The sequence below is a fragment of the Rhodoferax sp. SPJ21 genome (assembly GCF_058216335.1).
Genome location: NZ_JBYZMO010000003.1, coordinates 280060 through 305669, shown reverse-complemented (window position 1 = coordinate 305669; position 25610 = coordinate 280060). Strand labels below are relative to the sequence as shown.

The following is a 25610-nucleotide window of genomic DNA, read 5'->3' as shown; positions in this document are numbered from 1 at the left end:
AAGGTGAGGTTCATGATAATCAAGCCCCTTTTGTTTTTTGCCATGCCATGCGCCACTCCATCCTGAATCTTGAGGAATCCAAAATCCGTGAAGTTGCCAATGCAGGCATGGGGCGCAGTGATGTGCTGGCCTTCTGGTTTGGAGAGAGCGACGAAGTGACGCCCGACTTCATCCGCCAGGCGGCGATCGAATCGTTGCAGCAAGGCGAAACTTTTTATTCCCACAACCTGGGTTTGCCGGAACTGCGTGAGGCAGTATCCCGCTATATGAGCGATCTGCACGGCCCCATAGCTGCCGACCGGATTGCCGTTACCTCGGGCGGCGTGAATGCGCTGATGTTGGCGATGCAAATGCTGGTGGATGCCGGCGATCGTGTGGTTGCAGTGACGCCTGTGTGGCCAAACCTCACGGCCCAACCGGTTATTTTGGGTGCACAGTTGCATTGTGTGGCCTTGCAGCCGCAGGCCAATGGAGCTTGGGCCTTGGACATGCCGCAGTTGCTGGCGGCCATCACGCTAAACACCAAACTGCTGATCTTGAACGCGCCCAACAATCCCACGGGTTGGACGCTGACGCGCGCCGAGCAGCAAACCATTCTCGACCATTGCCGCCGCACCGGTACCTGGGTGCTGGCCGACGAGGTGTACGAGCGTCTGTACTACGAACCCAGCCTGAATGGCTGCGCCCCCAGTTTTCTCGATATGGCGGAGCCGGACGATCGCTTGGTGGTGGTGCACAGCTTTTCCAAGAGTTTTTTGATGACCGGCTGGCGTCTGGGCTGGCTGGTGATGCCGGCCAGCGCAACGCCGCACATGGGTAAGTTAATCGAGTTCAACACCTCGTGTGCTAGTGTTTTCGTGCAGCGCGCGGGCATTCAGGCGTTGCAGCGCACCGACGAGATCACGCCGCGTGTGGTCGCCCATTTGAAGCAATGCCGTGACACCCTGGTGCCCTTGTTGCAAGCCGTGCCCGGCATACAGGTGGCGCCGGCAAAAGGGGGCATGTATGCGTTCTTCAAGCTTGAAGGCCATAGCGACTCCTTGTTGACCGCCAAACGCCTGGTGGCCGAGGCTGGCCTGGGTCTAGCACCGGGCAATGCTTTTGCACCGCAGGCCCAGGGATGGTTACGCTGGTGCTTCGCGTCGCAAAATTTGCAGAGATTGGAGCAGGGTGTGGAAAGACTCAAAAAGTGGGCTATAATTTGAGGCTTGCTACAGCAGATTAATGATCTAAAGCAGCAAGCGACAAGAACATAGTTCAAGTTAAAAAATAGCTAAAAATCATGTTATGATTCAAGGCTTGAGACGCGGGAATAGCTCAGTTGGTAGAGCGCAACCTTGCCAAGGTTGAGGTCGAGAGTTCGAGACTCTTTTCCCGCTCCAATTTGGTAAAAAAGGAAGCTTAATGCTTCCTTTTTTCATATTTGGTTTGGGCGCGATAACAAAGCGGTTATGTACCGGATTGCAAATCCGGCTAGCCCGGTTCGACTCCGGGTCGCGCCTCCAAAAAACTTGGTCTGGTTTTCTGGATTAAGTGAAAAAAGTCATGCTATAATGCAAGGCTTGAAATGCGGGAATAGCTCAGTTGGTAGAGCGCAACCTTGCCAAGGTTGAGGTCGAGAGTTCGAGACTCTTTTCCCGCTCCAAATTAGTAAAAAAGGAAGCTATATGCTTCCTTTTTTACGTCCAGATTTTGTTCTTAACGAAATGGTTGTGTATTGGATGCCTTTCCGGAGAGATTGCATTCAATCACTTCAGCGCGATCTCCACCCCCTCCCGAGAAGACAGCTGCGCGGCCCCAAAAAGATCTTGAATACGTTCTGAGGTAACACGGGTTTTTCCAGCGATATCTGTTATCAGGAATATCTGGTAGTCGCCTTAAAATCCGGCCCTGTCAACCGTCGTGTTGCCGGGGCTGTTTTGTTTCAACACGCCAGTGCATTGCGAAGTAGGCTCGGTGGTGTAATGGGTCGCGACAGCAGACTTAAAATTTCTCTTGGTTAAGGGTCTCTTCTAAAATTACGTTATAAATCAAATGCTTGCAGACGTTTTCACTAAGCCATAAAAAAGCTTTTGTACAATTTTTGAACAGGTGGTGTGTGTTTTGTAGGCACTGGAGACTTGTAAAAATGTCAAAAATGGCCTGATGCATAATGTAGTGCTCAGCTGAAATTGCCCCGATGATGAAATCGGTAGACATACCGGACTTAAAATCCGGAGCCGCAAGGCGTGCCGGTTCAAGTCCGGCTCGGGGTACCAGTTACAGCACCTCAAACGACATAGCACCTCCATTACTACGCACTAGGCCCCCTGGGCAGGGTGGCATCGCACGTAGTGGGGACGTTTACGGGGATTAAACCGGATGTCGTTGCGTACATGGGCGTATCCCTTTCCATACCCTGGCTCTGTAGCCGTATCGGCTACCTTGTATGACTCTGCAGCCAGGGGGCCAGAAATTCCGCACTTTTTCTTTTCAGAGCATTGCTCTTACACCCATACGCACTGCCTTTGATGGCGTCCCCGCGTAGCCGTCCAGGTGTAGCTTGTCAGCAACCTCAAGCACCAGCTTACTAAACGCCCTGGGCTTCCGACCCTCAACCCGGCAACACAGAAAACTGTACCCGTGCCAGTAGATGCTGACAGTAGATGGATGTAACCCTGGTGTCCGCACAATGAACCTCTGGTACCCGTAGTCGCTTGTCTTTTTGTTCGCACTCACGACCTACCTCCGCGCTCAACAGCTGGCCATAGTTCATTGTTTTAAGCCGCCAACGCTACTTCCGCATTCCCGACTTTGGGTACCCAATCTGGACGGAACGCTCCGTGTAACTGCTTCTTTTTGCCCCATAGCGGAGCTGTAGGCTTGAAAATCCGGCAAAAACTGTCCCCGCTGGGGCCGATTTTGGTGAGGCCTTTGGTTTTTGCTTTCGACGTTCCAATCCCGACAGTCTCCTAGCGGCCAAGTCACGCTGGTAAAGCCAAGTCTTTACTTCGCAAATTGCCGCCTTCAAGAGCATCCGTGCAGGCATACTTCGAAATGGAGGGTCGTGTGTGCGCACGATCGTCCGTTTCCCTTCCCTAAAACGTCCATCTGCTGCTGTAAGACTGCCCATGGAATTCATTCGCTCCAGCCCGCTTGTGCCCTGGTTGCTGCTGTTTCTGGCAGCGGGCTTGGCGGCGGTTGTGGTGTATTTGCTGTGGCGCTGGCAGCGTACGGCTATGCGGCTGGCCGAGGTGTCGCGCGAGTTGGCCCAGGCCTACGCCCGCGACAGCCTGACCGGCTTGTTGACGCCGCGGCAGTTTGAGCGCGAGCTGGACCATGCCGTGCTGCACGGCGATTTCGAGGGGCAGGCGGTGTGCGTTTTGTATACCGATGTGGACCACTTCCGTTCGACCAATGAGGCGTTTGGCAAGCAGGCCGGAGACCAGGTGCTGCAGGAACTGGCCAAGCGCATCCAGACGCGGCTGGGAAGCGGCACCATTGCGGCGCGCATGGTGGGCAACGAGTTTGCAGTCATCGTTCGGGGTGGTCTGGAGGCCGGGCGGCACGCGGCGACGCTGGTGACTGCGGCCTGCGCGGCACCGATTTTGGTGCAGTCCAAGGCCAAATCGCAGTCTTTAATATTCACCTGTTCCATTGGCCTGGCGGCGTACCCAGAGCACGCCGAGCGGCGCAACCTGGTGGAGCGGGCGGCGATGGCGATGCGCTCGGTCAAGCTGGCTGGCGGTGACGGCTTTGCCGAATACGACCCGCTGCTGGCCCAGGCGCGGCGCGACAGCGCTTCGCTGATGCACGATCTGCGTGGCGCGCTGGAGCGGCAGGAATTCCAGCTGTACTACCAGCCGAAAATTGACGCCCGCAGCCTGCAAGTGACCTCGGCTGAGGCCTTGATTCGCTGGCGCCACCCCAAGCGCGGCCTGGTCGGGCCGGACAAATTCATTTCGCTGGCCGAACGCTACGGGATGATGCAATCCATTGGCCGCTGGGTTATCGAGCAGGCCTGCCTGCAGGCGCAAATCTGGCGCGAGCAGGGCCTGAGCATGCGCATCGCCGTCAATATCTCGGGCCAGCAGCTGCGCCGTGATGATTTCGCCGAGCATCTGCACAGCGTGCTGGTGCAGACCGGCACGCCAGCGGCCCGCTTCACCTGCGAGATCACCGAGTCAGTGGCTTTGGAAAACACTGCCGCGACGATGTTGACGTTTGAAAAGCTGCGCGCCATGGGCGTGCATGTGTCGATTGACGACTTTGGTACCGGGCATTCGAGCCTGGCCACGTTGCGCAAACTGCCTGCGGCCGAGCTGAAGATTGACCGCGCCTTCGTCATTGACCTGGAAAGCAGCGAGCACGCCCAGTTCATCGCTAACTCGGTGGTGCGCATGGCCCACGCGCTGGACATGCGAGTCGTCGCTGAAGGGGTTGAAACCCGCGACCAACGCGATCTGCTGGTAGCTATGGGTTGCGATGAGCTGCAAGGCTACCTGTTTGCCAAACCCATGCGTGCCAAGGAGCTGGGCGTATGGGCTGCCAGAGAGCATGAAAAGGCGGAGGCCCTTTTCCGCCCGTCACTGTATTTTGAGAGCGATCCGCTTGCGTGAGTATTAACCCTAGATCCGGCAGTTGACCGCTTGCAATTGTCTGGAATGCCGCGCGGTCATTGGCTTTGTGTCACTTGATCACGATCACCTTTTGGTTGAGAGCGCTCCGCACCCAAGGGCACCACGCTGACCACGCCATTGTGCGTTGCTTCTCCTTGCGGGCAGGAGCCCGCAGCGTCGGCGCGCCTTCCCTGGCGCGCTCATCGCGGCACCCTCCGGCGCGTTCAACTGCCGGATCTAGGCTAACTGGCTCGCCAATACGCCCGAGCCCGCTCCAAGTCCTGCACGGTGTCCACATCCAATACGCAGCCGGCATCAAATACTATCAATTTTGTAGCTGCTTGCACAGATAGTATCGGCCCTGCACCGCTATTTCCTTTGAGGCTCGCCAGCGCCTCGCCGCATGCGGCCGAGAAGCGCACCGGGTGGCCGCGCTGGCCGTCAAACATCGGCACCAGCATGTCGGTCGGCATGGTAGCGGTGGCGATCTGTCGCAGCGTTTCTGCCTGCACCAATGGCAAGTCGCCGGGCAGAATCAACCAGCCTGGGGCATCGCGGGTGGCGCGTACGGCGGCGGCAATGCTGTCGCCCATGCCAGGGTGGCCGGCGTCCTCCAGGTGCCAGCGCAGGCCGCTGGCGCGCACGGCGGCCAGGGTGTGCTGCAGCACCGTCATGCCATGCAGATCGGCCTGAAGCTTGTGCACCGTGCCGCCAGACGCCATAAATCGCTCGCCCCGGCCAGAGGCCAATACCAACACTACCGGCAGCAGTTCAGACATGGGCCGGGCTGGCGGTAGCGGCAAAGTCTGGAACTGGGCTGGGCAGGCTGTTCTTCACCTGGATGATTTCCGCCAGGATGGACACCGCAATCTCTGCCGGCGTGCGGGCCTGGATGCGCAGGCCGACCGGGCCGTGCAGCCGCGCCAGCTGCGCCGCGCTCAGGTCGAAGTGTTCGGCCAGCCGCTGCTTGCGCGTGGCCTGGTTGCGCTGTGAGCCGAGTGCCCCAACATAAAAAGCCTGCGAGGTCAGCGCCTCCATCAAGGCCATGTCGTCTAGCTTGGGGTCGTGCGTCAGTGCGACGATGGCGGTGTGGGCGTCGGGCTGCAGCGCACGCACTGCGTCGTCGGGCATGCCGTCCACGCGTTGCACACCCGGGGCCAATGGCAGCGCGTATTCCTCACGCGGGTCGCACACCAGCACCTCGAAATCCAGCGCCGTAGCCATGCTGGCGACGGCCTGCGACAACTGGCCTGCGCCTATCAGCAACAGGCGCCAGCGGGGCCCGAACAAGGTGGTGAGCGTATGGCCGTCGAACGCCATCGCCTGGCTGCGCGTGGCAGTGTGCAGTTGCACCGCGCCGGTGGCCAGGTCCAGCGTGCGTGCGACCAGCTGGTGGGCGCTGGTGCGTTGCAGCAGCTCGGTAATCCAATCGGTGGCTTGCAAGGGTTCCTGCACCAGGCGCAGGCTGCCGCCGCAGGGCAGGCCGAAACGGGCGGCCTCGTCCTTGGTTACCCCGTAGCTCAGCAGCGCAGGCAGGCCGCGCGCCGGCTGGGCGCGGGTGTGCAAATCGTCCTCGATGCAGCCGCCTGAAACTGAGCCGCTGACCAGACCGTCGTCGCGCAGGGCCAGCAGCGCACCGCAGGGGCGCGGGGCGCTGCCCCAGGTCTCCACCACGGTGAACAAGGTGACCGCATGGCCGGCACGCCGCCAAGCCAGGGCATCGCCCAAAACCCGTAAATCTAAACTGTCCATCCCGGCCTTTTCACTCAGCAAGCATTGGTTACGCGGAGGGCAGTGGCGCTGCCCACCCCTGTTTGTGTCAGGCTTGCTGCAGCGCTTCGGACTGTATGGGCAGGCGCCGAATGCGCTTACCGGTGAGGCTGGCGACGGCGTTGGCAATTGCCGGGCCGATCAGCGCGGTAGCCGGCTCGCCCAGGCCGCCGGGGGACTCGGTGCTGGGCACCAGCACGATGTCGATCTTCGGCGCTTCGAACATGCGCACGGGGGCGAAGGTATGGTAGTTTTCCTGCTGCACCCGGCCCTTGTCGAGGGTGATCTGGTGCTTCAGCGCCGCCCCCATGCCGAACATTACGCTGGACTGGATTTGCGCCTCTACCGTGTCGGGGTTGATCAGGTGGCCGGCATCGACCGCTACCGTCACGCGGTGCACACGCACAGCGCCATCTTGCAGGCTGATTTCGGCCACCTGGGCCAGGTAGCTGCCATAGCCTTCCATCAATGCTATGCCCCGGGCCCGGCCTTTGGTCAGCGGTTGGCCCCAGCCGGATTTGTCGGCCGCCAGCTTGAGCACGTTGGCAAAACGCGGCTTACCCTCCAGCAGCGCCATGCGGTAGGCGTAGGGGTCCTGGCCTGCGGCTTTGGCCATTTCGTCTACGAAGCTCTCGTTGGCAAACGCGTTCATGTTGTGGCTGACGCCACGCCAGTAGCCGGCGCGCAGGCCGGTGTCGAAGATCACCAGGTCGAACTGCGTGTTCGGGATGTTGTAGCCCGGCACCGAGGCCTCGGCCATGAACGGGTCCACCGTGTCTTTGGGCAGGCCAAACGCCCGCTGCGTCACTGACTGCGAGGCCACCTTGAAATGCAGCGCCACCGGCTTGCCGGCTGCGTCCAGCCCGGCTTTGAGCTGGTTGATAGCCACCGGGCGGTAGAAGTCGTGGGTGAAGTCGTCTTCGCGGGTCCATAGCAGCTTGACCGGCTTGCCCACGGCCTTGGAAATTTGCGCTGCCTGCACGATAAAGTCCAGCTCCAGCCGGCGCCCAAAGCCACCGCCGAGGAAGGTTGTTTTGAGGGTGATCTGCTCCGGCTTGACGCCCAACGCCGCAGCCACCGCGCCCTGCGCACCTTGCTGGAACTGGGTAGGGCCGATCAGCAAGACCTTGTCGCCGTCCACATGGGCGGTGAAGTTCATTGGCTCTAGCGGGCCATGGGCCTGCAGCGGCTGGATGTATTCGGCTTCGACCACTTTGCTGGCGGATTGCATGGCTGCAGCCACGTCGCCCTGCGGCTTGGCGATCTCCAGGACTTTGCCATGCAGCGCGGCGTCGCGCGTGGCGGCAATCATGCTGGCGTCGCTGAGGGCGGCGACCGGGCCTTCGTCCCATTCGATGGTGATTGTGTCGCGTGCCTTGCGGGCGCGCCACCAGCTGTTGGCCACCACGGCTACGCCGTCACGGATGGCCACCACGTCGATCACGCCGGGCATGCCTTTGGCCTGGCTGGCGTCAAAGCTCTTCACCGTGCCGCCGATTACCGGGCATTGCGCCAGTGCGGCGTAGACCATGCCGGGCAGCTTCACGTCGATGCCGTATTCGGCCGTGCCATTGATCTTGGCCGCCGTATCCACGCGCTTGGCGCGCTTGCCCACCAGCACGAAATCTTTGGGGTCTTTCAGTTGCGGTTTTTCCGGCACCGGCAGCAGCGAAGCGGCGGCGGCCAGTTGGCCGTAGCTGGCTTTTTGCCCGTTCGGGCCGAACACCATGCCTTTGCTGGCACGCAGGCTAGACGCCTCCACCCGCCATTCGGCGGCGGCCGCCGCGACCAGCATTTCGCGGACCTGGGCGCCGGCGATGCGCAGCTTCTCCCAGCCGTCGCGCACCGAGGTCGAGCCGCCAGTGATCTGCGCGCCGAGTAGGGCGTTGGTATAGACGGCAGCGGGCGGCGCGGCCTCGACCGTGATCTGCGACAGTTCCACGCCCAGCTCCTCGGCGATCAGCATTGACATCGAGGTGTACACGCCCTGGCCCATTTCAGAGCGGGCAACCTGCAGCGTGATGGCGTTGTTGTCTGCGATGTGGACCCAGGCATTCGGCGTGTGCACCGTGCCGGCGGCGAGCGCCTGGCCGGGCGCGCTGGGCAGCACAAAGCCTATGACCAGGCCGCTGGAGGCCAGGGCGGACGAGGACTTGAGAAAGCTGCGACGGGTGGTATCGGTATGCATCATGGTGGTCTCCATTCGTCTCAGGCTTTGTGGCGCAGCATGGCGCCCGCATCCTTGATGGCGATGCGCATGCGGTTGTAGGTGCCGCAGCGGCACAGGTTGCCGCTCATTGCGCTGTCGATGTCGGCATCGCTGGGGTTGTTGTTCTTGGCCAGCAGCGCGGCCGCGCTCATCAGCTGGCCCGACTGGCAATAGCCGCACTGCGGCACTTCATGCTTGATCCAGGCAACCTGCAGCGGATGGGTGCTGGTTTTGGACAGACCTTCGATGGTGGTGACGCTCTTGCCCGCCACGCTGGCCAGTGGTGTCTGGCAGGAGCGCACGGCCTGGCCATTAACGTGCACGGTACACGCGCCACACAGTGCGGCGCCGCAGCCGAATTTGGTGCCGGTCATGCCCAGTTCGTCGCGGATCACCCAGAGCAGGGGGGTGTCCGATTCCGCATTGGCCTTGGCGGGTTTGCCATTGATCTTGAATTCAACGCTCATCGTGCACTCCTGCTGTTGTGTGTGGGTGTCAGCAGGTCACGATACGCCCATTTCTTGTTTTGTGCAGGAGCCTGGCTAGGGGTTTGCCCTCGCGGAAGATAGGTCGCCATTGGAGTGACTGACAAGTGCTTGTTCTGGCGTCCAGCGCGGTTGGCGCAACTGCCTATGGCGCGGCAAGTAAAATCTTGGACTGTATTAAATCCACAACAAATCGGAACGTCTTCCATTTCGACGGTAGTTTCCAGAAAGCCTTTTCCGAAAACCAGCATCCATGCGGTTTCCAAGAGGTTTTCTGCTTCCGGTCCGGCCACCCTCTCTAAAAAAGCGCGCTGGTTCCCAACCATCTGAAAAGCGCCTAATATCTCTTTATGCCTCGTTACAACGCCCCCTTCGAAATCCACGTGCATGGCCAGGTGCCTCTGCGTACTGACGTGACGTTCCAACAAGTTCAGGATGCGCTCAAGCCACTGTGGAAATACGCTGGCGCCAAGTCCCTGGCTGATGCGGCGGGCAGCGCTTATGAGGAAGAGCCCGGTATCCAGTTCGATGCCGTAGAGCACATGCTGCAAATGTGCTGGACCGTGCCAGGCGACGAAGATTTCAAGCAATCTCTGGACGAGATGTGTATGAGCCTGAACGAGTTGGCCGACAGTGGCGCCTCCATCGAAGTCACGTTTTATGACACCGATTTCGACGAAGACGACCAGGAAGCCACCGACGATTCCCGCGACGACTTCATGATGCTGTTCGTCGGTCCCACGCCGGCCGCCATCATGCAGGTGCAGCGCGACCTGTTGGTGCAGGACGTGGTCAACATGATGGAGCGCCACTTTGACGCTTCCGAACTCAACGGTGTGGTCAACGAGATCGACCAGTTGTTCACCCGGCGTTTCGATGCCCTGGTGAATTCGCTGGAGCTGGGCAAGCCACCACGTGGCCCCGGCGGTTCAGGCGGCACCGGTGGCCACGGCGGCGGCGGTCGCCGTCCGCGCCACCTGCATTAACGCCATCGCGGTTTTAACTCCAGGGATACCGTGGGACCGGCTTTGCCGGACCGCTGGTATCGCCCCCTGCGTGTCACATCCGTTTTTCAAACCGATGTGAGGGGGGTTGGCGAAAAGTGCGTAGCACTGTAGCCTGGGGGTGAGCAACAGTTACCAGCGGCCGGCGATATTTTTTAACAGCTGGTTGCTGGCCGCCAACAGGCGGTTTTGCACATCCAGCAGGCTACGCTGGCCTGACAGCACACTGGCCTGGGCCGTCACCACATTCAGATAGCTCACCGTACCGCTCTGGTACTGGTTGTTCACGATGTCCAGCGCACGCTGCGCTGCAGCCACGGCCTCGGCTTGCAATGCCGCCTCTTGCTGCAGGCTGGCGGCGATGACCAGGTTGTCCTCCACCTCTTGCAAAGCCGTCAGCACCGTCTGGCGGTAGTTGGCCGTGGCCGCATCGGTGCTGGCGCGGGCCGAGTCCACATTCGATTGGCGCAGGCCGCCATCAAAGGCTGTCAGGGCCAGCGAAGGGCCCAGCGACCACAACAGGTTCGGCGCGCTGATTAAATTTGCCAGGCTGCTGCCCCGGTAGCCCGCGCTGGCCGACAAGGTCAGCGCCGGGAAGAACGCGGCCTGGGCCACGCCAATCTGCGCGTAGGCGGCGGCCACTCGGCGCTCGGCGGCTGCAATGTCCGGCCGGCGCTCCAGCAACTTGGATGGCAGCAGCGTGGGGACGGCCGGGGGCTGCGGCAGCGTGGCGGTGCGTGCCAGCTGGAAGTCTGCGGGAGTCTGACCCAGTGCTACGGCCAGCGCATGCTCCAGCTGGGCGCGGCTGCTGTTGGACTCCACCAGTTGGGCGGCGGTGGTTTTGAGCTGATTTTCGGCCTGCGCCACGTCGGATGCTGCGGCGACGCCGCTGCGGTAGCGGTTGCGGGTCAGGTCCAGCGAGCGCTGGTAGGCCTGCAGCGTGTCGTTGAGTAAGGCCGATTGGGCTTCCGCTGCGCGCAGCGAAAAATAGGTTTGCGCCACGGTGGCATGCAGTGACAGGCGCGCCGCCGCTAGGTCGTCCTGGCTGGCCTGCAAGCGGGCCTGGTCTGAGCTGACCGCACCCGACAGGCGCCCCCACAGATCCAGCTCCCAGCTGGCGCTGCCCGACAAGGTGATGCTATTGTTCGCGGATGTACCCGGGCTGGCGCTGCGGCTGGCCGTCAGACCGGCGCCCAGCGTGGGACTTAGCGCCGCGCGGCTGCTGCCCACGGCGGCCAAGGCCACCCTTACTTGGGCTGCGCTGGCCAGAATGTTCTGGTTGGCTTCCACCCGGGTTTGCAGGTCGTTGAGTACGGGATCGTTGTACAGCTGCCACCAGGCATCGGGTACGGCCGCTGCCTGCGGGTTGGCGCTTTGCCAGTTGCCGTTTTCCTTGAATGCCGCAGGCACGGCCGCGGCAGGGGCCTGGTAGGGCGGCGTGCTGCTGCAGGCGGCCAGCAGGGCCGCGGCAAGGGCCGTCAGCGGGTAAAAAACTCTAGGCAGCATCGCTGGCACTCCGAACAGAAACAAAAGAGAGCTGGCGCCGGCCTTGGAAGCGGGTGCGCAGCCGGTCTATGGCCACATACACCACGGGTGTGGTGTACAGCGTCAGCAGCTGGCTCAGTATCAGCCCGCCCACCACGGCAATGCCCAGGGGCTGGCGCAGCTCGGCACCATCGCCCCGGCCCAACGCCAGCGGCACCGCGCCCAGCAGGGCGGCGGCGCTGGTCATCAAAATGGGGCGCAGTCGCAACTGGGCCGCCTGGTAGATGGCCTGGGCGGCGCTGATGTTGGAGCGGCGCTGCGCGGCAATCGCGAAGTCGATCATCATGATGGCGTTCTTCTTCACGATGCCTATCAGCAAGATGACGCCAATCATGGCGATCAGTGAGAACTCGGTGTTGAACAGTTGCAGCGCGATCAGCGCGCCCACACCGGCCGAGGGCAGGGTGGATAGGATGGTGATGGGGTGCACCAGGCTCTCGTACAGAATGCCCAGCACCAGGTAGATGGTGACCAGGGCGGCCAGTATCAGCATGGGCTGGGTGCTCAGCCCGTCCTTGAAGCTCTTGGCCGTGCCCTCGAAGGAGCCGCGTATGGACACCGGCACGCCCAGTTCGGCAATCGCATTGGTGATGGCCTCCGTGGCGCTGGACAGGCTGCCGCCCAGCGGCAGGTCAAAGCTCACGGTGGTGGCCGGCGTGCCGCTCTGGTGGTTGATGGACAGCGGCGCCAAACCAAGCTCGGTGCGCGACACGCTGGGCAGCGGCACGGCCTGGCCGGTGGCGGAGACCAGGTTCACACTGGCCAGCGACTCGGGGCCTTGCAGGTATTTGTCCTGCAGCTCCATCACCACCCGGTACTGGTTCAGCGGGTTGTAGATCACGCCCACTTGGCGCTGGCCAAAGGCATCGTTCAGCGTGGTGTCTATGCCGCGCACCGTCAGGCCCAGGCGGGCGATGGCGTCGCGGTCGTAGACCACCGAGGTTTGTATGCCGCTGTCTTGCTGGTCGGAGTTCACGTCTTCCAGCTCGGGCAGGCGCATCAGGGCGCGGCGTATGCGCGGCTCCCAGGTGCGCAGGTCTTCCAGGTCGTCTGCCTGCAGGGTGTACTGGTAGCTGGAGTTGGACTGGCGTCCGCCCACGCGGATGTCCTGCTGCTGCGACATGAACAGGCGCGCGCCGGGTTCCTTGGCCAGCTTGTTGCGCAGGCGGTCTATGACTTCATCGGCCGATTCCGTGCGTTCCGAGCGTGGCTTCAGCGCCATGAACATCTGCGCGGTATTGCGCTGGCTGCCGCCGGTGAAGCCGGTCACGTTCTGCACCGCCGGGTCGGCCTGCACGATGGCCAGAAAGCGCTCCAGCCGCTGGCGCATGGCCTGGAACGAGGTGGACTGGTCGGCGCGGATGAAGCCGTTGACACGGCCCGTGTCCTGGGTGGGGAAGAAGCCTTTTTCAATGCTGCCGTACAGGTGTACATTCAGCGCCACTACGGCCACCAGGGCTAGCAGGGTCAGCGGCTGGTGGCGCAGCGCCCAGGCGAGCGAGCGGCGGTAACCGCGCAGCAGCCGAGCCTGGGCCGCACCCAGCCAGCGTGTGAGGCGGGACGGGTTGGCGTTCTTCACCTGCGGCCGCAGCAGGGCCGCGCACATCATGGGCGTGGTGGTCAGCGACACCACCATGGACACCAGAATGGATGCCGACAACACCACCGCAAATTCGCGGAACAGCCGGCCCACCACGCCGCCCATCAGCAAGATGGGGATGAACACCGCAATCAGCGACAGGCTGATGGACACCACGGTAAAGCCGATCTCGCGCGCACCCTCTAGCGCCGCCTGGTGCGGCGTCTTGCCGCGCTCCATGTGGCGGGTGATGTTCTCCAGCACCACGATGGCGTCGTCCACCACAAAGCCTGTGGCCACGGTCAGCGCCATCAGCGACAGGTTGTCCAGCGTGTAGCCGCACAGGTACATCACCGCAAACGTGCCCGCCAGCGACACCGGCACCGCCACGCTGGGCACCAGGGCCGCACGCGCGTTGCGCAGGAACAGGAACACCACCATCACCACCAGCGCCACCGAGATCACCAGCGCATGCTCCACCTCGCGCAGGGAGGCGCGGATGGTGGGCGTGCGGTCAGACACCACGTCCAGGTCGATGGCGGCGGGGATGGTGCTTTGCAGATGTGGCAGCAGGGCGCGCACCTTGTCCACCGCGTCGATGATGTTGGCGCCGGGTGCCTTGTACAGCAGCAGCAGGATGGCGGGCTTGCCGTTGGCCACGCCGTAGTTGCGCACGTCTTGCACTGAATCTGTCACCTCCGCCACATCCGACAAGTGCACGGCGCTACCGTTTTTGTAGCTGACGATGAGCGGCGCATAGTCGGCGGCGGTGCGGGCCTGGTCGTTGGCGGTGATCTGCCAGCTGCGCTGGCCATCGTCCAGCAGGCCCTTGGGGCGGTTGGCGTTGGTGGCGGTCACGGCCACGCGGATGTCGTCCAGCGCAATGCCGTTGGCCGACAGGCGGTTTGGGTCCAGCCGGATGCGCACGGCGGGCAGGGCGCCGCCGCCCACGTCCACCTGGCCTATGCCCTCCACCTGGGCCAGGCGCTGGGCTAGCACGGTGGAGGCGGCGTCAAACATCTGGCCGCGCGTGAGTGTGGAGGAGGTCAGCGACAGAATCATCACCGGCGCATCCGCCGGGTTCACCTTGCGGTAAGACGGATTGCTGGGCATGCCCGTAGGCAGCAGGCTGCGGGATGCGTTGATGCCCGCCTGCACGTCGCGCGCCGCGCCGTTGATGTCGCGGTCCAGGTCAAACTGCAGCGTGACGCGGGTGCTACCCAGGGACGAGCTGGAGGTGATTTCCGTCACTCCGGCGATCGCCCCCAGCGCCCGCTCCAGCGGCGTGGCCACGGTGGCGGCCATTGTTTCGGGGCTGGCGCCGGGCATGGAGGCCGATACCGAAATGGTCGGAAAGTCCACCTGCGGCAGCGGCGCCACCGGCAGCATGAAAAAGCTGAGGATGCCGGCAATGGCAATGCCCAGCGTCAGCAAGATGGTAGCGATGGGGCGCTGGATGAAGGGGGCAGATATGTTCATGCCCGCTGCCCCCGCAGTGCACGACAACCCACTGCACCAACAACCCCGTTCGCCCTGAGTCTGTCGAAGGGTTGGGTGAGGTTCAGCCAGGCTTCGACAAGCTCAGCCCGAACGGTGAGGGTGTGCTGGGCGCTTAGCATGGTTTATAAGAAATAGGCTGCTGGCGCAGGTGGATCTTGCGGTAGCAGCTATTTATTCCATAGCAAATGGTGGGCCGTGGGCTGGCTTTCATCGTGCAGCCTCCGTGCCCCGCCAGGCGCGCCAGCGCTGCGCCAGGCCGGTAAAACCCAGGTAGATCACCGGCGTGGTGAACAGCGTCAGCAGCTGGCTGACGATCAGCCCGCCCACCATGGTCACGCCCAGCGGATGGCGCAGCTCGCTGCCCACGCCGTTGCCCAGCATCAGCGGCAGGGCGCCCAGCAGGGCTGCCAGCGTGGTCATCAGAATCGGACGGAAGCGCAGCAGGCAGGCCTGGTGGATGGCGGCGCGCGGGCTCAGGCCTTGTTCACGTTCGGCGTCCAGCGCGAAGTCGATCATCATGATGGCGTTCTTCTTCACGATGCCGATCAGCAGCACGATGCCGATGATGGCGATGATGTCCAGGTCCAGCCCAAACACCAGCAGCGCCAGCAGCGCGCCCAGCGCGGCCGAGGGCAGGGTGGACAGAATCGTTACCGGGTGGATGAAGCTCTCATACAGCACGCCCAGCACGATGTACATGGTGACGATGGCCGCCAGTATCAGCAGCAGCGTGTTGTTCAGCGATGCCTGGAAGGCCAGCGCCGCGCCCTGGAAGCTGGTTTCTATGCTGGGCGGCAGCTGCAGCGTGGCCAGCTCGGCCTGGATGGCGCTGACCGCCTCGCCCAGCGAATGGCCCGGTGCCGCATTGAACGACAGCGTGGCCGATGGGAACTGGCTGGCGTGGTTCACCGCCAGCGCGGCCGGCTTTTCAATCACCCGCGCCACGGCGGACAGCGGCACCTGCACGCCGCCTGTGCCCGGTACATACAGGGCAGCCAGGGCCTGCGGCCCCAGCTTGTCGTGCGGCGGCACCTCCAGCACCACGCGGTACTGGTTGGATTGGGTGTAGATGGTGGACACCAGGCGCTGGCCAAAGGCGTTGTACAGGGCCGTGTCGATGGTGGCCACGCTTACGCCCAGGCGGCTGGCGGCGGCACGGTCTATGTCCACAAAAGCTTGCAGGCCCTGGTCCTGCACGTCGCTGCCCACATCGGCCAACTGTGGCAGGCCGCGCAGGCGGCGCAGCAGCTCGGCGGCGTTGCTGTTGAGCTCGTCAAAATTGGGGCCGGACATCAGGAACTGGTATTGCGTCTTGGCGATGCGGTCCTCGATGGTCAGGTCCTGCACCGGCTGCAGGTACAGCTCTATGCCGGCCACCTTGCGGCTGGCCTGCGACAGGCGCTGCAGCACCGCCGCTGCCGACTCGCCGCGCTGCGCCTTGGGCAGCAGATTGATCAGCATGCGGCCCTGGTTCAGCGTGGTGTTGGCGCCGTCCACACCGATGAAGGACGACACGCTTTGCACCGAGTGGTCGTTCAAAATTTCTTCCGCCAACGCCTGCTGGCGCTCGGCCATGCCAGCGAAGGAGGTGCTTTGCGCCGTTTCGGTCATGGCCTGGATCACGCCCGTGTCCTGCAGCGGGAAAAAGCCCTTTGGCACCACGAAGTAGAGCAGGCCAGTCAAGGCGGCGGTCAGCACGAACACAATCAGCGTCGCAGCCTGGCGGGCCAGCACCCAGTCCAGCGCGCGGCCATAGCCGTGTATCAGCCTGTCAAAAAAGCGGCCCGTGGCCTGGTAGATGCGGCCATGGCTTTCCTCGGGCGTGTGCTTGAGCAAGCGCGCGCACAGCATGGGAGTGAAGGTCAGCGACACCACTGCAGATATCAGGATGGACACCGCCAGCGTGATGGCGAACTCATGGAATAAGCGTCCCACCACGTCACCCATGAACAACAGCGGTATCAGCACCGCGATCAGCGAAATCGTCAGCGAGATGATGGTGAAGCCGATCTGCTTGGCGCCCTTGAGCGCGGCGGCCATGGGCTTTTCGCCTTGCTCCACGTAGCGGGCGATGTTCTCGATCATCACGATAGCGTCGTCCACCACAAAGCCGGTGGAGATGGTCAGCGCCATCAACGTCAGGTTGTTGATGGAAAAGCCGGCCAGGTGCATCACACCAAAGGTGCCGACCAGCGACAGCGGCACGGCCAGGCTGGGGATCAGCGTGGCCGAGCCGCTGCGCAGGAACACAAAGATCACCGCCACCACGAGTGCGATCGCCAGAAGTAGCTCGACCTGCGTGTCTTCCACCGATGCGCGTATGGTCACCGTGCGGTCGGTCAGAATCTGTACGTCCAGCGAGGCGGGTAGGGTTGTTTGTAGCTGCGGCAGCAGGGCCTTGATGCGGTTCGCCGTGTCGATCACATTGGCGCCGGGCTGGCGCTGGATGTTCAGGATTATGCCGGGAAGCGACTGGCGTTGTGAAGCCTGGCAGGTGCCCGCTGTATCTGCAGGGCAGACGCCGGCCCAGGCGGCCAGGCGGTTGTTCTCGGCGCCGTCCACCACGTTGGCGATGTCGCGCAGGCGGATCGGCGAGCCGTTCTTGTAGGCCAATATCAGGTCCTGGTACTCGGCGGCAGAGCGCAGCTGGTCGTTGGCGTCGATGGTGGACGCGCGCTGCGGGCCGTCAAAACTGCCCTTGGCCTGGTTGTTGTTGGCATTGGTGATGGCGGTGCGCACATCGTCCAGCGCCAGGCCGGCGGCCGCCAGCGCGCCCGGGTTGGCCTGGATGCGCACGGCGGGGCGGCCGCCACCGGCCAGTGCCACCAGGCCAACGCCGGGCACCTGCGACAGCTTGGGCGCCAGCCGGTTTTCCACCAGATCGTGCACCCGGGTGATGGGCAGCGAGGGCGAGGTGATGGCCAGCGTCAGGATGGGCGCGTCCGCCGGGTTCACCTTGCTGTAGGTGGGCGGCATGGGCAGGTCGCTGGGCAGCAGGTTGCTGCCGGCGTTGATGGCGGCCTGCACCTGCTGCTCGCCCACGTCCAGCGACACATCCAGCGAAAACCGCAGCGTGATGACCGAGGCCCCGCCCGAGCTGGCCGAAGACATCTGCGCCAGCCCAGGCATCTGGCCAAACTGGCGCTCCAGCGGCGCGGTGACGGAGGATGTCATCACGTCCGGGCTGGCGCCGGGGTAGAGCGTGGTGACCTGGATGGTGGGGTAGTCCACCTCGGGCAGGGCGGATACCGGCAGCAGGCGGTACGACAGCAGACCGGCGATCAGGATCGCCACCATCAAGAGCGATGTAGCGACCGGACGCAGGATAAAGATGCGCGACAGGTTCATGGTGCCCCGGCTTTAGCCGCCGTTGGATTCGCGCTGGCGACGGCGTTCGCGGGCTTTGTCGATGAAGTCCTTGCGTTCCTCGGGTGTCATCTTCAGGAACTTTTCTTGCTCTTCCGGCGGCAGGCGGTCCAGCCAGCGCGGGCGCTCTGCGCTGCTGGCGGCGCTGGCGGGTGCTTCAATTTTTGTAGCTGCTTGCGCAGGTTTTACCTGCGCTGGAGGCGCATTTTGTGCAGAAGATGGTGCGGCATCCGCAGGGGCTGATGCGTTCTTGCGGTGCGGCCTGCCGGTGTCGTTATTGGTGTTGGCGGAAGGTGCGGCAATCACCTCCACCTTGGCACCGTCACGCAGGCGGTCGGCGCCGTCGATGATGACCTTGTCGCCCACAGCTACATCGCCCTGCACGCTGACTACATCGCCGTCGGTGGTGCCCATGCGCACCTTGCGCACGTTCACCGTGCCGTCGTCCTTCACAGCGTAGACAAATGTGCCCTGGGCACCGCGCTGGATGGCGCTGCTGGGCACCACCATGGCGCCGTTCAGCAGGTCCAGCTGCAGGCGCACATTGACGAACTGGTTGGGGAACAGCTTGCCGTCAGCATTCGCAAACGCGGCCTTGAGCTTGATGGTGCCGGTGGTGGTGTCGATGGCGTTGTCGGTGCTGGTGACCTGGCCTTCGCCCAGAAGGTCTTTCTGCTCACGGTCCCAGGCCTCGACCTGCAGCGGTGTTTTAGCTTTCAGGCGGCGGTTGATGGCGGGCAGATGGGTTTCCGGCACCGCAAACACCACGTTCAGCGGCTGTGTCTGGGTGATGCTGACCAGGCCGTTGGTATCGCTGGTCTGCACCATATTGCCCACGTCTACCTGGCGGAAGCCCAGCCGCCCGCTGATCGGCGCGGTGACCTGGGTGTAGGAGAGCTGCAGCTTGGCGTTGTCCACCTGGGCCTGGTCGGTCTGCACCGTGCCTTGCAGTTGGCGCACCAGCGCGTCCTGCGTGTCCACCTGCTGCTTGGCAATGGAATCCTTGGTCAGCAGGTCCTTGTAGCGCTCCATGTCGAGCTGGGCATTGCGCAGCTGGGCCTGGTCGCGCTGTAGTTGACCTTGCATCTGCGCCAGCTGGATCTGGTAGTTGCGCGGGTCGATCTGCGCCAGCACCTGGCCGGCCTTGACCATTTGCCCCTCCTGGAAGCGCACCGACTGCAGCACGCCCGATACCTGTACCCGCACCACTGCCGTATTCAGCGCGCTGATGTTGCCGATGGCCGGCACCAGCACCCGCACGTCCTGGGTGCGCACTGTGGCCACCGACACCGGCTGCACCCGGTTGTTGCCGGTGAAGCGCCGGGAGCCGCTGGCTGCACCTGCGGGCGCGCTGGCGGCGCTGGCCGGCCCGGCAGCGCCAACAAGCGCCGGGTTGCTGCGCTGCCCCCACCACCAGCCGCCACCCGCAGCAGCGGCCACCAGTACCAGTACGCCCGCAAAGCGGATGCTGGACCGCCCCTGTTGCTGTGTTGCGCCGTTGTCAGTCAAGAGGGATGGGGTCATGGGGCAGAGGGCAGAGGGCAGAAGTAGAGGGGCAAACCGCAGAATGTGCGCATACTACGATGTGGAAGTATCGCCGCGTGTGAAGCCCGCATGAAGTCGCCGGCTTTTACGCCGGGTTTACCTGGGCGGCATCCAGGGCTATCAAATCCATAGCGGTTCACGCAGGTAATTTTTGCGTACACGGGCTATTTATATAGGCGATAGGGCGCGCGCAATGCTGTGGAGAGAGCCTGTTGTGTCTCGCCAGTGTTGCTGGTCCAGCCCCGTCGTTGGGCGGTTTGCATCTATAGCTAGATTTGTGAGGGTTTGTGAGCAATGCGTGGCAGCGCACGCACCGTCGGCAGTACCCTTGGTTAAGCTGGGCTTGGGCTATAGCCCTTTGAACACTTTTTGGTGCCTGCTTACACGACCGTACTGAATGACATGTGACGACACGCTCTACGAAGCTCTGGAAATCAGTCCGCGTGCCAGCATGGAAGTCGTCAAGGCCGCTTACCGCTGCCTCGCCCAGCGCCACCACCCGGACAAGCACGTTGCCCTGGATAACGATGTCTCGAATAACAAACTCATTCTGATTAACAACGCTTACTCCGTTTTGTCCGATCCGGTAGCGCGGCAAGACTACGACCGGGCCATGGGGTTTCACAAGCAGTACGGTGAACGACGTGGAGGAAGTAAGGAGCAAGTCGGCGGCGTTGCCGCCACTGCGTCTACGCCCAATGCGTCCAGGCCTTTCGGGTTTCGCCCGATTTAGCGCTATTGCGGGATGCTTACCCGTGCACCCCTCAGACATTTTTCCTGCAGATTTAGGCCATGTATGCTTCGCAGATATGAATGAAAACTTGTCTGCACTTGAAAGCCGCGTTCAGGGCCTGATTGATGACCGTCTATTTGCGGCCTATTGGGATGCTGTGACCCATTACGAAACGAAAGACTTGGTGCTGATCTTCAACGCAGAGGAGCAGCTCGACCCAGTTACCGCAGCGCAAAGAGTAGATCTGCTGGAGGCGCCTGGGATTCCTGAGGCGTTGCAGACCACGTTGCAGAAGCCAGCCAGCGAAGCCGCCAAAGTGCTGCATGGCAGCGATGCATTTTTTTGGCTGGTTGCAATATTTCCAGATGAGGAGATGGCGTGCGTGGCTGTGAACGCGAAGCCCATGGCGCTGGGTGGCGGCGCGTAGCTTGACGTGACAGCAGGCGGCCGCCTTGGTATGCAAGGGGCACCATCCGGACGCCTCAAGACCCCACCCGGTGCGGTTACGCTATGCGTGTAGCTTTTGGTAGGCCTGCGTCCGGGGTGATGCGCAGCTGATTGGTTTGATTACGCTGTGCATCTTTGCGGGTGTGCACCAGCTCAGCCAACAGCGGGGGGCCTGTGCGTAGTTGATCATCTTTGCCATAGCAATGTGGCCCTCACTCGATCGGCCAGAAGCGAAGACAGTTCTGGAGAGATGTGCACCACGGGAACAGGATTCAAAACCTTACGCAGGTCCTCAAAGCGCAGGAGCCATTCATGGCGCAGCTGTGCGGCATTTGTGTTGGCTTACTGGAGGTCTGCTGTGCCGCGTCAACGCGGTGTGCCCACTATCCCGTGTAGTGCGCCTGGAGGTCCTTGGGGGGCTTGATGGCACATTGCCAATTGGTGGGACCAGACCTAGGACTTACGCCTGTTGCTCTTTTCATATCCGCGCTCTTTTGGTTCATGGGCGGACTCCGGAAAGGCTAAAGGTACACAGTGAAGTTACACAGTCGCGGGGCTGGAGGTGGCTAATTGCCTTAACCTGTTGCCAGCATTGGACTTTTGGTGAATTAGTTGACGAGCCTTGACCCCGGCACTGGCTCCACAGTTAGAGCTGCTTGGTTCCCCACCTGACTCGGTTGGCCGCTTTACCATGCGGGAAGGCCCGTCAAGATCTATTGTAAGCCAACGGCAAGGCCTTTCTGGTTCTGGGTAAATGAAAAGCTAAGCCGCCTGTTGCGGGCGCTGAGACAGAAAAACGGGGTGACGCTGCCCCTTAGAATCCAGCAATGTCTTATCTCGTGCTTGCCCGCAAATACCGTCCGCGCAGTTTCACTGAAATGGTGGGGCAGGAGCATGTGGTGCAGGCGCTTAGCAATGCGCTGACCACACAGCGCCTGCACCATGCTTATCTGTTCACGGGTACCCGAGGGGTGGGCAAGACCACGGTGTCGCGCATCCTGGCCAAGTCGCTGAACTGCCAGGGCCCGGACGGCACCGGCGGCATCACCGCCAGCCCTTGCGGCGTGTGCCAGGCCTGCCGCGATATCGATGCGGGCCGCTTTGTCGATTACACCGAGCTAGACGCGGCGTCGAACCGTGGTGTGGACGAGGTGCAGGCCCTGCTGGAACAAGCGGTGTACAAGCCCGTGCAGGGCCGCTTCAAGGTCTTCATGATTGACGAAGTGCACATGCTGACCAACACTGCGTTCAACGCGATGTTGAAGACGCTGGAAGAGCCGCCCGAATACCTGAAGTTTGTGCTGGCCACCACCGACCCGCAAAAAGTGCCGGTCACCGTGCTGTCGCGCTGCCTGCAGTTCAATCTGCGCCCGATGGCACCTGAAACCGTGCTGTCGCATCTGACCCAGGTACTGCAGGCCGAGGGCGTGCAGGCCGAGACTGGTGCTTTGCGTCTGCTGTCCCGCGCCGCACGCGGCTCGATGCGCGATGCCTTGTCGCTAACCGACCAGGCGATTGCATTTGGCAGTGGCCAGTTGGAAGAGGCTACGGTGCGCCAGATGCTGGGCAGCGTGGACCGCAGCTATGTGTTCCGCCTGATCGAAGCGCTGGCCCTGGCCGATGGCAAAACGGTGGTGGAAACCACCGAGGCCCTGCGTCTGAATGGCCTGAGCGCGGCATCCACGTTGGAAGAAATGACCAGCGTGCTGCAACGCATGGCCGTGATCCAGGCCGTGCCTGAAAAAGCCCAGGTGGCAGACGACACCGACCCCGAGGCCGCCGATACCGCCCGCCTGGCTGCTGCCATGCCGGCGGACGAAACCCAGCTGCTCTACAGCATGTGCCTGCATGGCCGCGCCGAGCTGGGCTTGGCGCCGGACGAATACGCCGCGCTGACCATGGTGCTGCTGCGCTTGCTGGCCTTCAAGCCCGCCCAGGCCAAAGCCCCAGCGGAAAAAAAAACTCTGATTGAAGCTGCGCCGCGTGTTTCGCAGCCAGCACCAGCACCAGCGCCCGTGGCGGCACCCTTGGCTGCAGCGCCCCGGCCCGAAGCCCCTGCTGTTTCCATACCTCCCGTTCAGCCGCCTGCTGCTCCGGTTGTCCAGGCTGCGCCCGTAGCTCCACCCGCAGTGGTGCCAGCTGCCGCACCCGTAGAGATGCCACCGCCGGCCATGCCTGCGCCGGTTGCTGCAGTCGTCGACGTACCGGTTGAGCCGCCCACATCTGTCGCTACCGTCAGTGTTCCTAGCGCGCCAGCGGCTCCCGCCATCGTGTTTGGTGAAGAGGGCGACTTTTGGCACAGCACGGTGCAGCAAATGGTGGCTACTGACACTGTCACGGGCTTGGCGCGCGAGCTGGCGCTGCAGTCCCAATTGGTCTCCCATGCGGATAGCCGCTGGGTCATTCGCATAGAGCGCGAGTCGCTGAACCAGCCGTTGAGCCGCGAGCGCTTGCGCGTCGCTCTGGACGCTATCAGCCCTGGAGCCAGCCTGGACGTAGAGGTCGGCCAGGTGGTGGACAGCCCAGGCAAGCGCAACGCGGCGGCGACCGCAGAAAAGCAACGCATAGCGGAAGAGATCATCCTGGGTGATCCGCTGGTGCAATCCCTGATGCGAGACTACGGCGCGAAAATTGTGCCCGGTACGCTGAAACCCCTTTAACTTTTAATTCAAGGAAGAACTATGTTCAACAAAGGACAACTCGCCGGCCTGATGAAGCAAGCGCAGGCCATGCAGGACAACATGAAGAAGGCCCAGGACGAGCTGGCTTTCGTCGAAGTGACCGGCGAATCTGGTGCTGGTCTGGTCAAGGTGCTGATGACCTGCAAGCACGATGTCAAACGCATCACCATCGACCCCAGCCTGTTGGCCGACGACAAGGACATGCTGGAAGACCTGGTGGCTGCAGCCTTCAATGCCGCAGTGCGCAAGGCCGAAGAAACCACCCAGGAAAAAATGGGCAAGCTGACTGCAGGCATGCCTGGTCTGCCCGGTGGCATGAAATTCCCGTTCTGATCGGGTTTATGCTTTTTAGGCCGCTAGCGCATACGGAATATGCGCAGGCAGCTACTGAAAATGTAGCAAGAGGCGTGCATGGCTGATACCAGTGCGTTGACTGCCTTGATTCAGGGGCTACGCCGCTTGCCGGGGGTGGGGGTGAAGTCGGCGTCGCGTATGGCGTTTCATTTGCTGCAGCATGACCGCGAGGGTGCGCAGATGCTGTCGCAGGCTTTGGCCCAGGCGGTGGGCAATGTGCGGCACTGCGAGCTATGCCACACCTTTACCGAAGACGCTATCTGCGACACCTGTCAGGACGATGGGCGTGACGCGTCCAAGTTGTGTGTGGTGGAGAACCCCGCCGACCAGTCTGCGGTGGAGCGTACGGCTGCCTACAAAGGGCTGTACTTTGTGTTGATGGGCAAGATCAGCCCGCTGGATGGCGTGGGCCCCAAAGACATCGGTCTGCAGAAGTTGCTGGACCGCGCCAGCAATGGCATCGTGCAAGAGGTGATTTTGGCCACCAACTTCACAGCTGAAGGCGAGGCCACTGCGCATGTGATCAGCGTGGCGTTGAAGGCCCGTGGCCTGAAGGTTACGCGCCTGGCCCGTGGCGTGCCGGTGGGCAGCGAGCTGGAGTATGTAGATCTGGGCACGATCGCCCATGCCTTCGTGGATAGACGTTAACCCTTAACTCGAAGCGTTACGGGCAAACCCGCACGGGGATGGCCCCAATAGGAAACGGGCTGGCGGTCTTTAAGCTGGATGCATACAACTATGCACACCATGCCTATTCGCCGCCGCACCTTCACCGCTTCCATGACTGCCCTGGCTGCGGGCATGGCGGCTCCGGTACTGCGTGCCCAGGGTCGCCTAGAGCGTAACAAGGTATCCCTGGTGGTGGATGGCGAGGCTGCGCTCTACCACCTGCCACTGACCATTGCCGACCAGTTGGGCTACTTCAAGAGCGAGGGGCTTGACCTGGATATCAGCGACGTGGTGGGCGGTGCGCGCTCCCCACAGGCGGTATCCGGCGGTCCGGTCGATGTGTATGCAGGCGCGTATGAGCAGACGCTGACTTTGCAGGCGCGCAACCAGTACTTCCAGGCGTTCGTGCTGCAATGCCGTGCTCCCCAGATTGCGCTTGGCATATCGACCCGCAGCCTGCCAGACTACCGCACACTGGTCGATCTGAAGGGCAAGCGCATAGGCGTATCGGCCTTGGGCTCGCCCGGCCATACAGTGGCGAATGTGGTGCTTGCCAGGGCGGGTATCCATCCGGGTGAGGTGCAGTTTGTGGCCGTGGGGGCAGGGTGGATTGCGGTGCAGGCGCTGCGCTCCGGGCAAATTGATGCCATCAGCAACAGCGACCCGGTCATGGCCATGCTGGAGCAAAAGGGTGATATCCGCGTGGTGGCCGACGCGCGCACGCTACGCGGTACCCGCGAGGCCATGGGGGGCGGCATGCCCGCAGCCTGCCTGTATGCACCGCTGGACTTCATCCAGAAAAATCCCAACACTGTGCAGGCGCTGGCCAATGGCATGGTGCACGGCCTGAAATGGCTGCAGACCGCCGGCCCTAGCGACATCATCAAGATCGTGCCTGAGAGTTATTTCCTGGGAGACCGCGCGCTGTACCTGGCGTCTTTCAACAAGGGGCGCGAGGCCATCTCGCTGGACGGCATGCTGGCCGAAGACGGCGCCAGGTTGGCACTGAAGGCGCTGGGTAGCTTTGACGTCAGCATGGGTAACGCGCGCATCGATCTGTCGAAAACCTACACCAACGAATTTGCCCGCAACGCCAAGGAGCGTTTCAAGGCCTGATGCCATACG

Annotated in this window: 16 protein-coding genes, 4 tRNA genes, 1 other RNA gene and 1 pseudogene; 13 read left to right on the top strand and 9 right to left on the bottom strand. The window is 62.4% G+C overall.

What is annotated here, in order from left to right; all coding sequences use genetic code 11:
• Positions 1 to 8: 8 nt before the first annotated feature.
• From AC4BBN_RS16745 to AC4BBN_RS16720, 6 genes and pseudogenes are all read left to right on the top strand, one after another.
• Positions 9 to 1205: pseudogene (locus tag AC4BBN_RS16745) on the top strand (pyridoxal phosphate-dependent aminotransferase); the annotation flags it as partial.
• 101 nt (positions 1206 to 1306) lie between these two features.
• A tRNA-Gly gene (locus AC4BBN_RS16740) sits at positions 1307 to 1382 on the top strand.
• A gap of 49 nt (positions 1383 to 1431) precedes the next feature.
• A tRNA-Cys gene (locus AC4BBN_RS16735) sits at positions 1432 to 1505 on the top strand.
• Between the two features lie 64 nt (positions 1506 to 1569).
• Positions 1570 to 1645 (top strand) — tRNA-Gly (locus AC4BBN_RS16730).
• A gap of 528 nt (positions 1646 to 2173) precedes the next feature.
• Positions 2174 to 2258: transfer RNA gene (locus tag AC4BBN_RS16725), tRNA-Leu, on the top strand.
• Between the two features lie 852 nt (positions 2259 to 3110).
• Entirely contained in the window at positions 3111 to 4598 is a 1488-nt protein-coding gene (locus tag AC4BBN_RS16720) for a putative bifunctional diguanylate cyclase/phosphodiesterase (protein ID WP_490593131.1), read from the top strand.
• Between the two features lie 242 nt (positions 4599 to 4840).
• Here the strand turns inward: AC4BBN_RS16720 and AC4BBN_RS16715 are convergent, their stop codons facing one another.
• The 4 genes from AC4BBN_RS16715 to AC4BBN_RS16700 all read right to left on the bottom strand — a co-directional run bounded on the left by AC4BBN_RS16715 (position 4841) and on the right by AC4BBN_RS16700 (position 9044).
• Positions 4841 to 5377 carry a nucleotidyltransferase family protein gene (locus AC4BBN_RS16715; RefSeq protein WP_490593130.1) on the bottom strand — a complete coding sequence of 179 codons (537 nt, stop codon included), beginning with the start codon at positions 5375 to 5377 and terminating at the stop codon, positions 4841 to 4843.
• Positions 5370 to 6350: an XdhC family protein gene (locus AC4BBN_RS16710; RefSeq protein WP_490593129.1), complete on the bottom strand. Its 981-nt coding sequence runs from the start codon at positions 6348 to 6350 to the stop codon at positions 5370 to 5372. The genes AC4BBN_RS16715 and AC4BBN_RS16710 overlap by 8 nt, the downstream gene beginning before the upstream one ends.
• Positions 6351 to 6417: 67 nt before the next feature.
• Positions 6418 to 8559: a xanthine dehydrogenase family protein molybdopterin-binding subunit gene (locus AC4BBN_RS16705; protein WP_490593128.1), complete on the bottom strand. Its 2142-nt coding sequence runs from the start codon at positions 8557 to 8559 to the stop codon at positions 6418 to 6420.
• 17 nt (positions 8560 to 8576) lie between these two features.
• Positions 8577 to 9044 carry a (2Fe-2S)-binding protein gene (locus AC4BBN_RS16700; RefSeq protein ID WP_490593127.1) on the bottom strand — a complete coding sequence of 156 codons (468 nt, stop codon included), beginning with the start codon at positions 9042 to 9044 and terminating at the stop codon, positions 8577 to 8579.
• A 368-nt stretch (positions 9045 to 9412) separates the two neighbouring features.
• Between AC4BBN_RS16700 and AC4BBN_RS16695 the strand changes: the two genes are divergently transcribed.
• Positions 9413 to 10048, top strand: a complete 636-nt coding sequence (locus AC4BBN_RS16695) for a DUF6806 family protein (RefSeq protein WP_490593126.1) — start codon at positions 9413 to 9415, stop codon at positions 10046 to 10048.
• 150 nt (positions 10049 to 10198) lie between these two features.
• On the opposite strand, the gene AC4BBN_RS16690 is transcribed toward AC4BBN_RS16695, so the two are convergent.
• The 4 genes from AC4BBN_RS16690 to AC4BBN_RS16675 all read right to left on the bottom strand — a co-directional run bounded on the left by AC4BBN_RS16690 (position 10199) and on the right by AC4BBN_RS16675 (position 19580).
• A complete protein-coding gene (locus tag AC4BBN_RS16690) occupies positions 10199 to 11572 on the bottom strand; it encodes an efflux transporter outer membrane subunit (protein ID WP_490593125.1) in 1374 nt (457 codons plus the stop codon).
• Positions 11562 to 14669 (bottom strand): multidrug efflux RND transporter permease subunit, encoded by a 3108-nt coding sequence (locus AC4BBN_RS16685; RefSeq protein WP_490593124.1) that lies wholly within the window; start codon positions 14667 to 14669, stop codon positions 11562 to 11564. The genes AC4BBN_RS16690 and AC4BBN_RS16685 overlap by 11 nt, the downstream gene beginning before the upstream one ends.
• Positions 14670 to 14897: 228 nt before the next feature.
• A complete protein-coding gene (locus tag AC4BBN_RS16680) occupies positions 14898 to 18038 on the bottom strand; it encodes an MdtB/MuxB family multidrug efflux RND transporter permease subunit (RefSeq protein ID WP_490593123.1) in 3141 nt (1046 codons plus the stop codon).
• A gap of 12 nt (positions 18039 to 18050) precedes the next feature.
• Positions 18051 to 19580 (bottom strand): MdtA/MuxA family multidrug efflux RND transporter periplasmic adaptor subunit, encoded by a 1530-nt coding sequence (locus AC4BBN_RS16675; RefSeq protein WP_490593122.1) that lies wholly within the window; start codon positions 19578 to 19580, stop codon positions 18051 to 18053.
• Positions 19581 to 19998: 418 nt separating this feature from the next.
• On the opposite strand from AC4BBN_RS16675, the gene AC4BBN_RS16670 reads away from it, so the two are divergent.
• A complete protein-coding gene (locus AC4BBN_RS16670) occupies positions 19999 to 20334 on the top strand; it encodes a J domain-containing protein (RefSeq protein ID WP_490593121.1) in 336 nt (111 codons plus the stop codon).
• A 76-nt stretch (positions 20335 to 20410) separates the two neighbouring features.
• The gene (locus tag AC4BBN_RS16665; protein ID WP_490593120.1) at positions 20411 to 20761 is read left to right on the top strand and encodes a hypothetical protein; all 351 of its coding nucleotides are present in this window, start codon (positions 20411 to 20413) and stop codon (positions 20759 to 20761) included.
• 631 nt (positions 20762 to 21392) lie between these two features.
• Here AC4BBN_RS16665 and ffs read toward each other — a convergent pair.
• Positions 21393 to 21489: signal recognition particle sRNA small type (gene ffs / locus AC4BBN_RS16660), an RNA gene on the bottom strand.
• Between the two features lie 119 nt (positions 21490 to 21608).
• On the opposite strand from ffs, the gene dnaX reads away from it, so the two are divergent.
• The 4 genes from dnaX to AC4BBN_RS16640 all read left to right on the top strand — a co-directional run bounded on the left by dnaX (position 21609) and on the right by AC4BBN_RS16640 (position 25601).
• Positions 21609 to 23441, top strand: coding sequence for a DNA polymerase III subunit gamma/tau (gene dnaX, locus AC4BBN_RS16655; RefSeq protein WP_490593119.1), 1833 nt, complete (start codon positions 21609 to 21611; stop codon positions 23439 to 23441).
• Between the two features lie 21 nt (positions 23442 to 23462).
• A complete protein-coding gene (locus tag AC4BBN_RS16650; protein WP_367850029.1) occupies positions 23463 to 23795 on the top strand; it encodes a YbaB/EbfC family nucleoid-associated protein in 333 nt (110 codons plus the stop codon).
• Between the two features lie 78 nt (positions 23796 to 23873).
• Complete coding sequence (recR, locus tag AC4BBN_RS16645) at positions 23874 to 24464, top strand: recombination mediator RecR (protein ID WP_490593118.1); 591 nt, start codon at positions 23874 to 23876, stop codon at positions 24462 to 24464.
• 90 nt (positions 24465 to 24554) lie between these two features.
• Positions 24555 to 25601: an ABC transporter substrate-binding protein gene (locus AC4BBN_RS16640; RefSeq protein ID WP_490593117.1), complete on the top strand. Its 1047-nt coding sequence runs from the start codon at positions 24555 to 24557 to the stop codon at positions 25599 to 25601.
• Positions 25602 to 25610 lie beyond the last annotated feature (9 nt).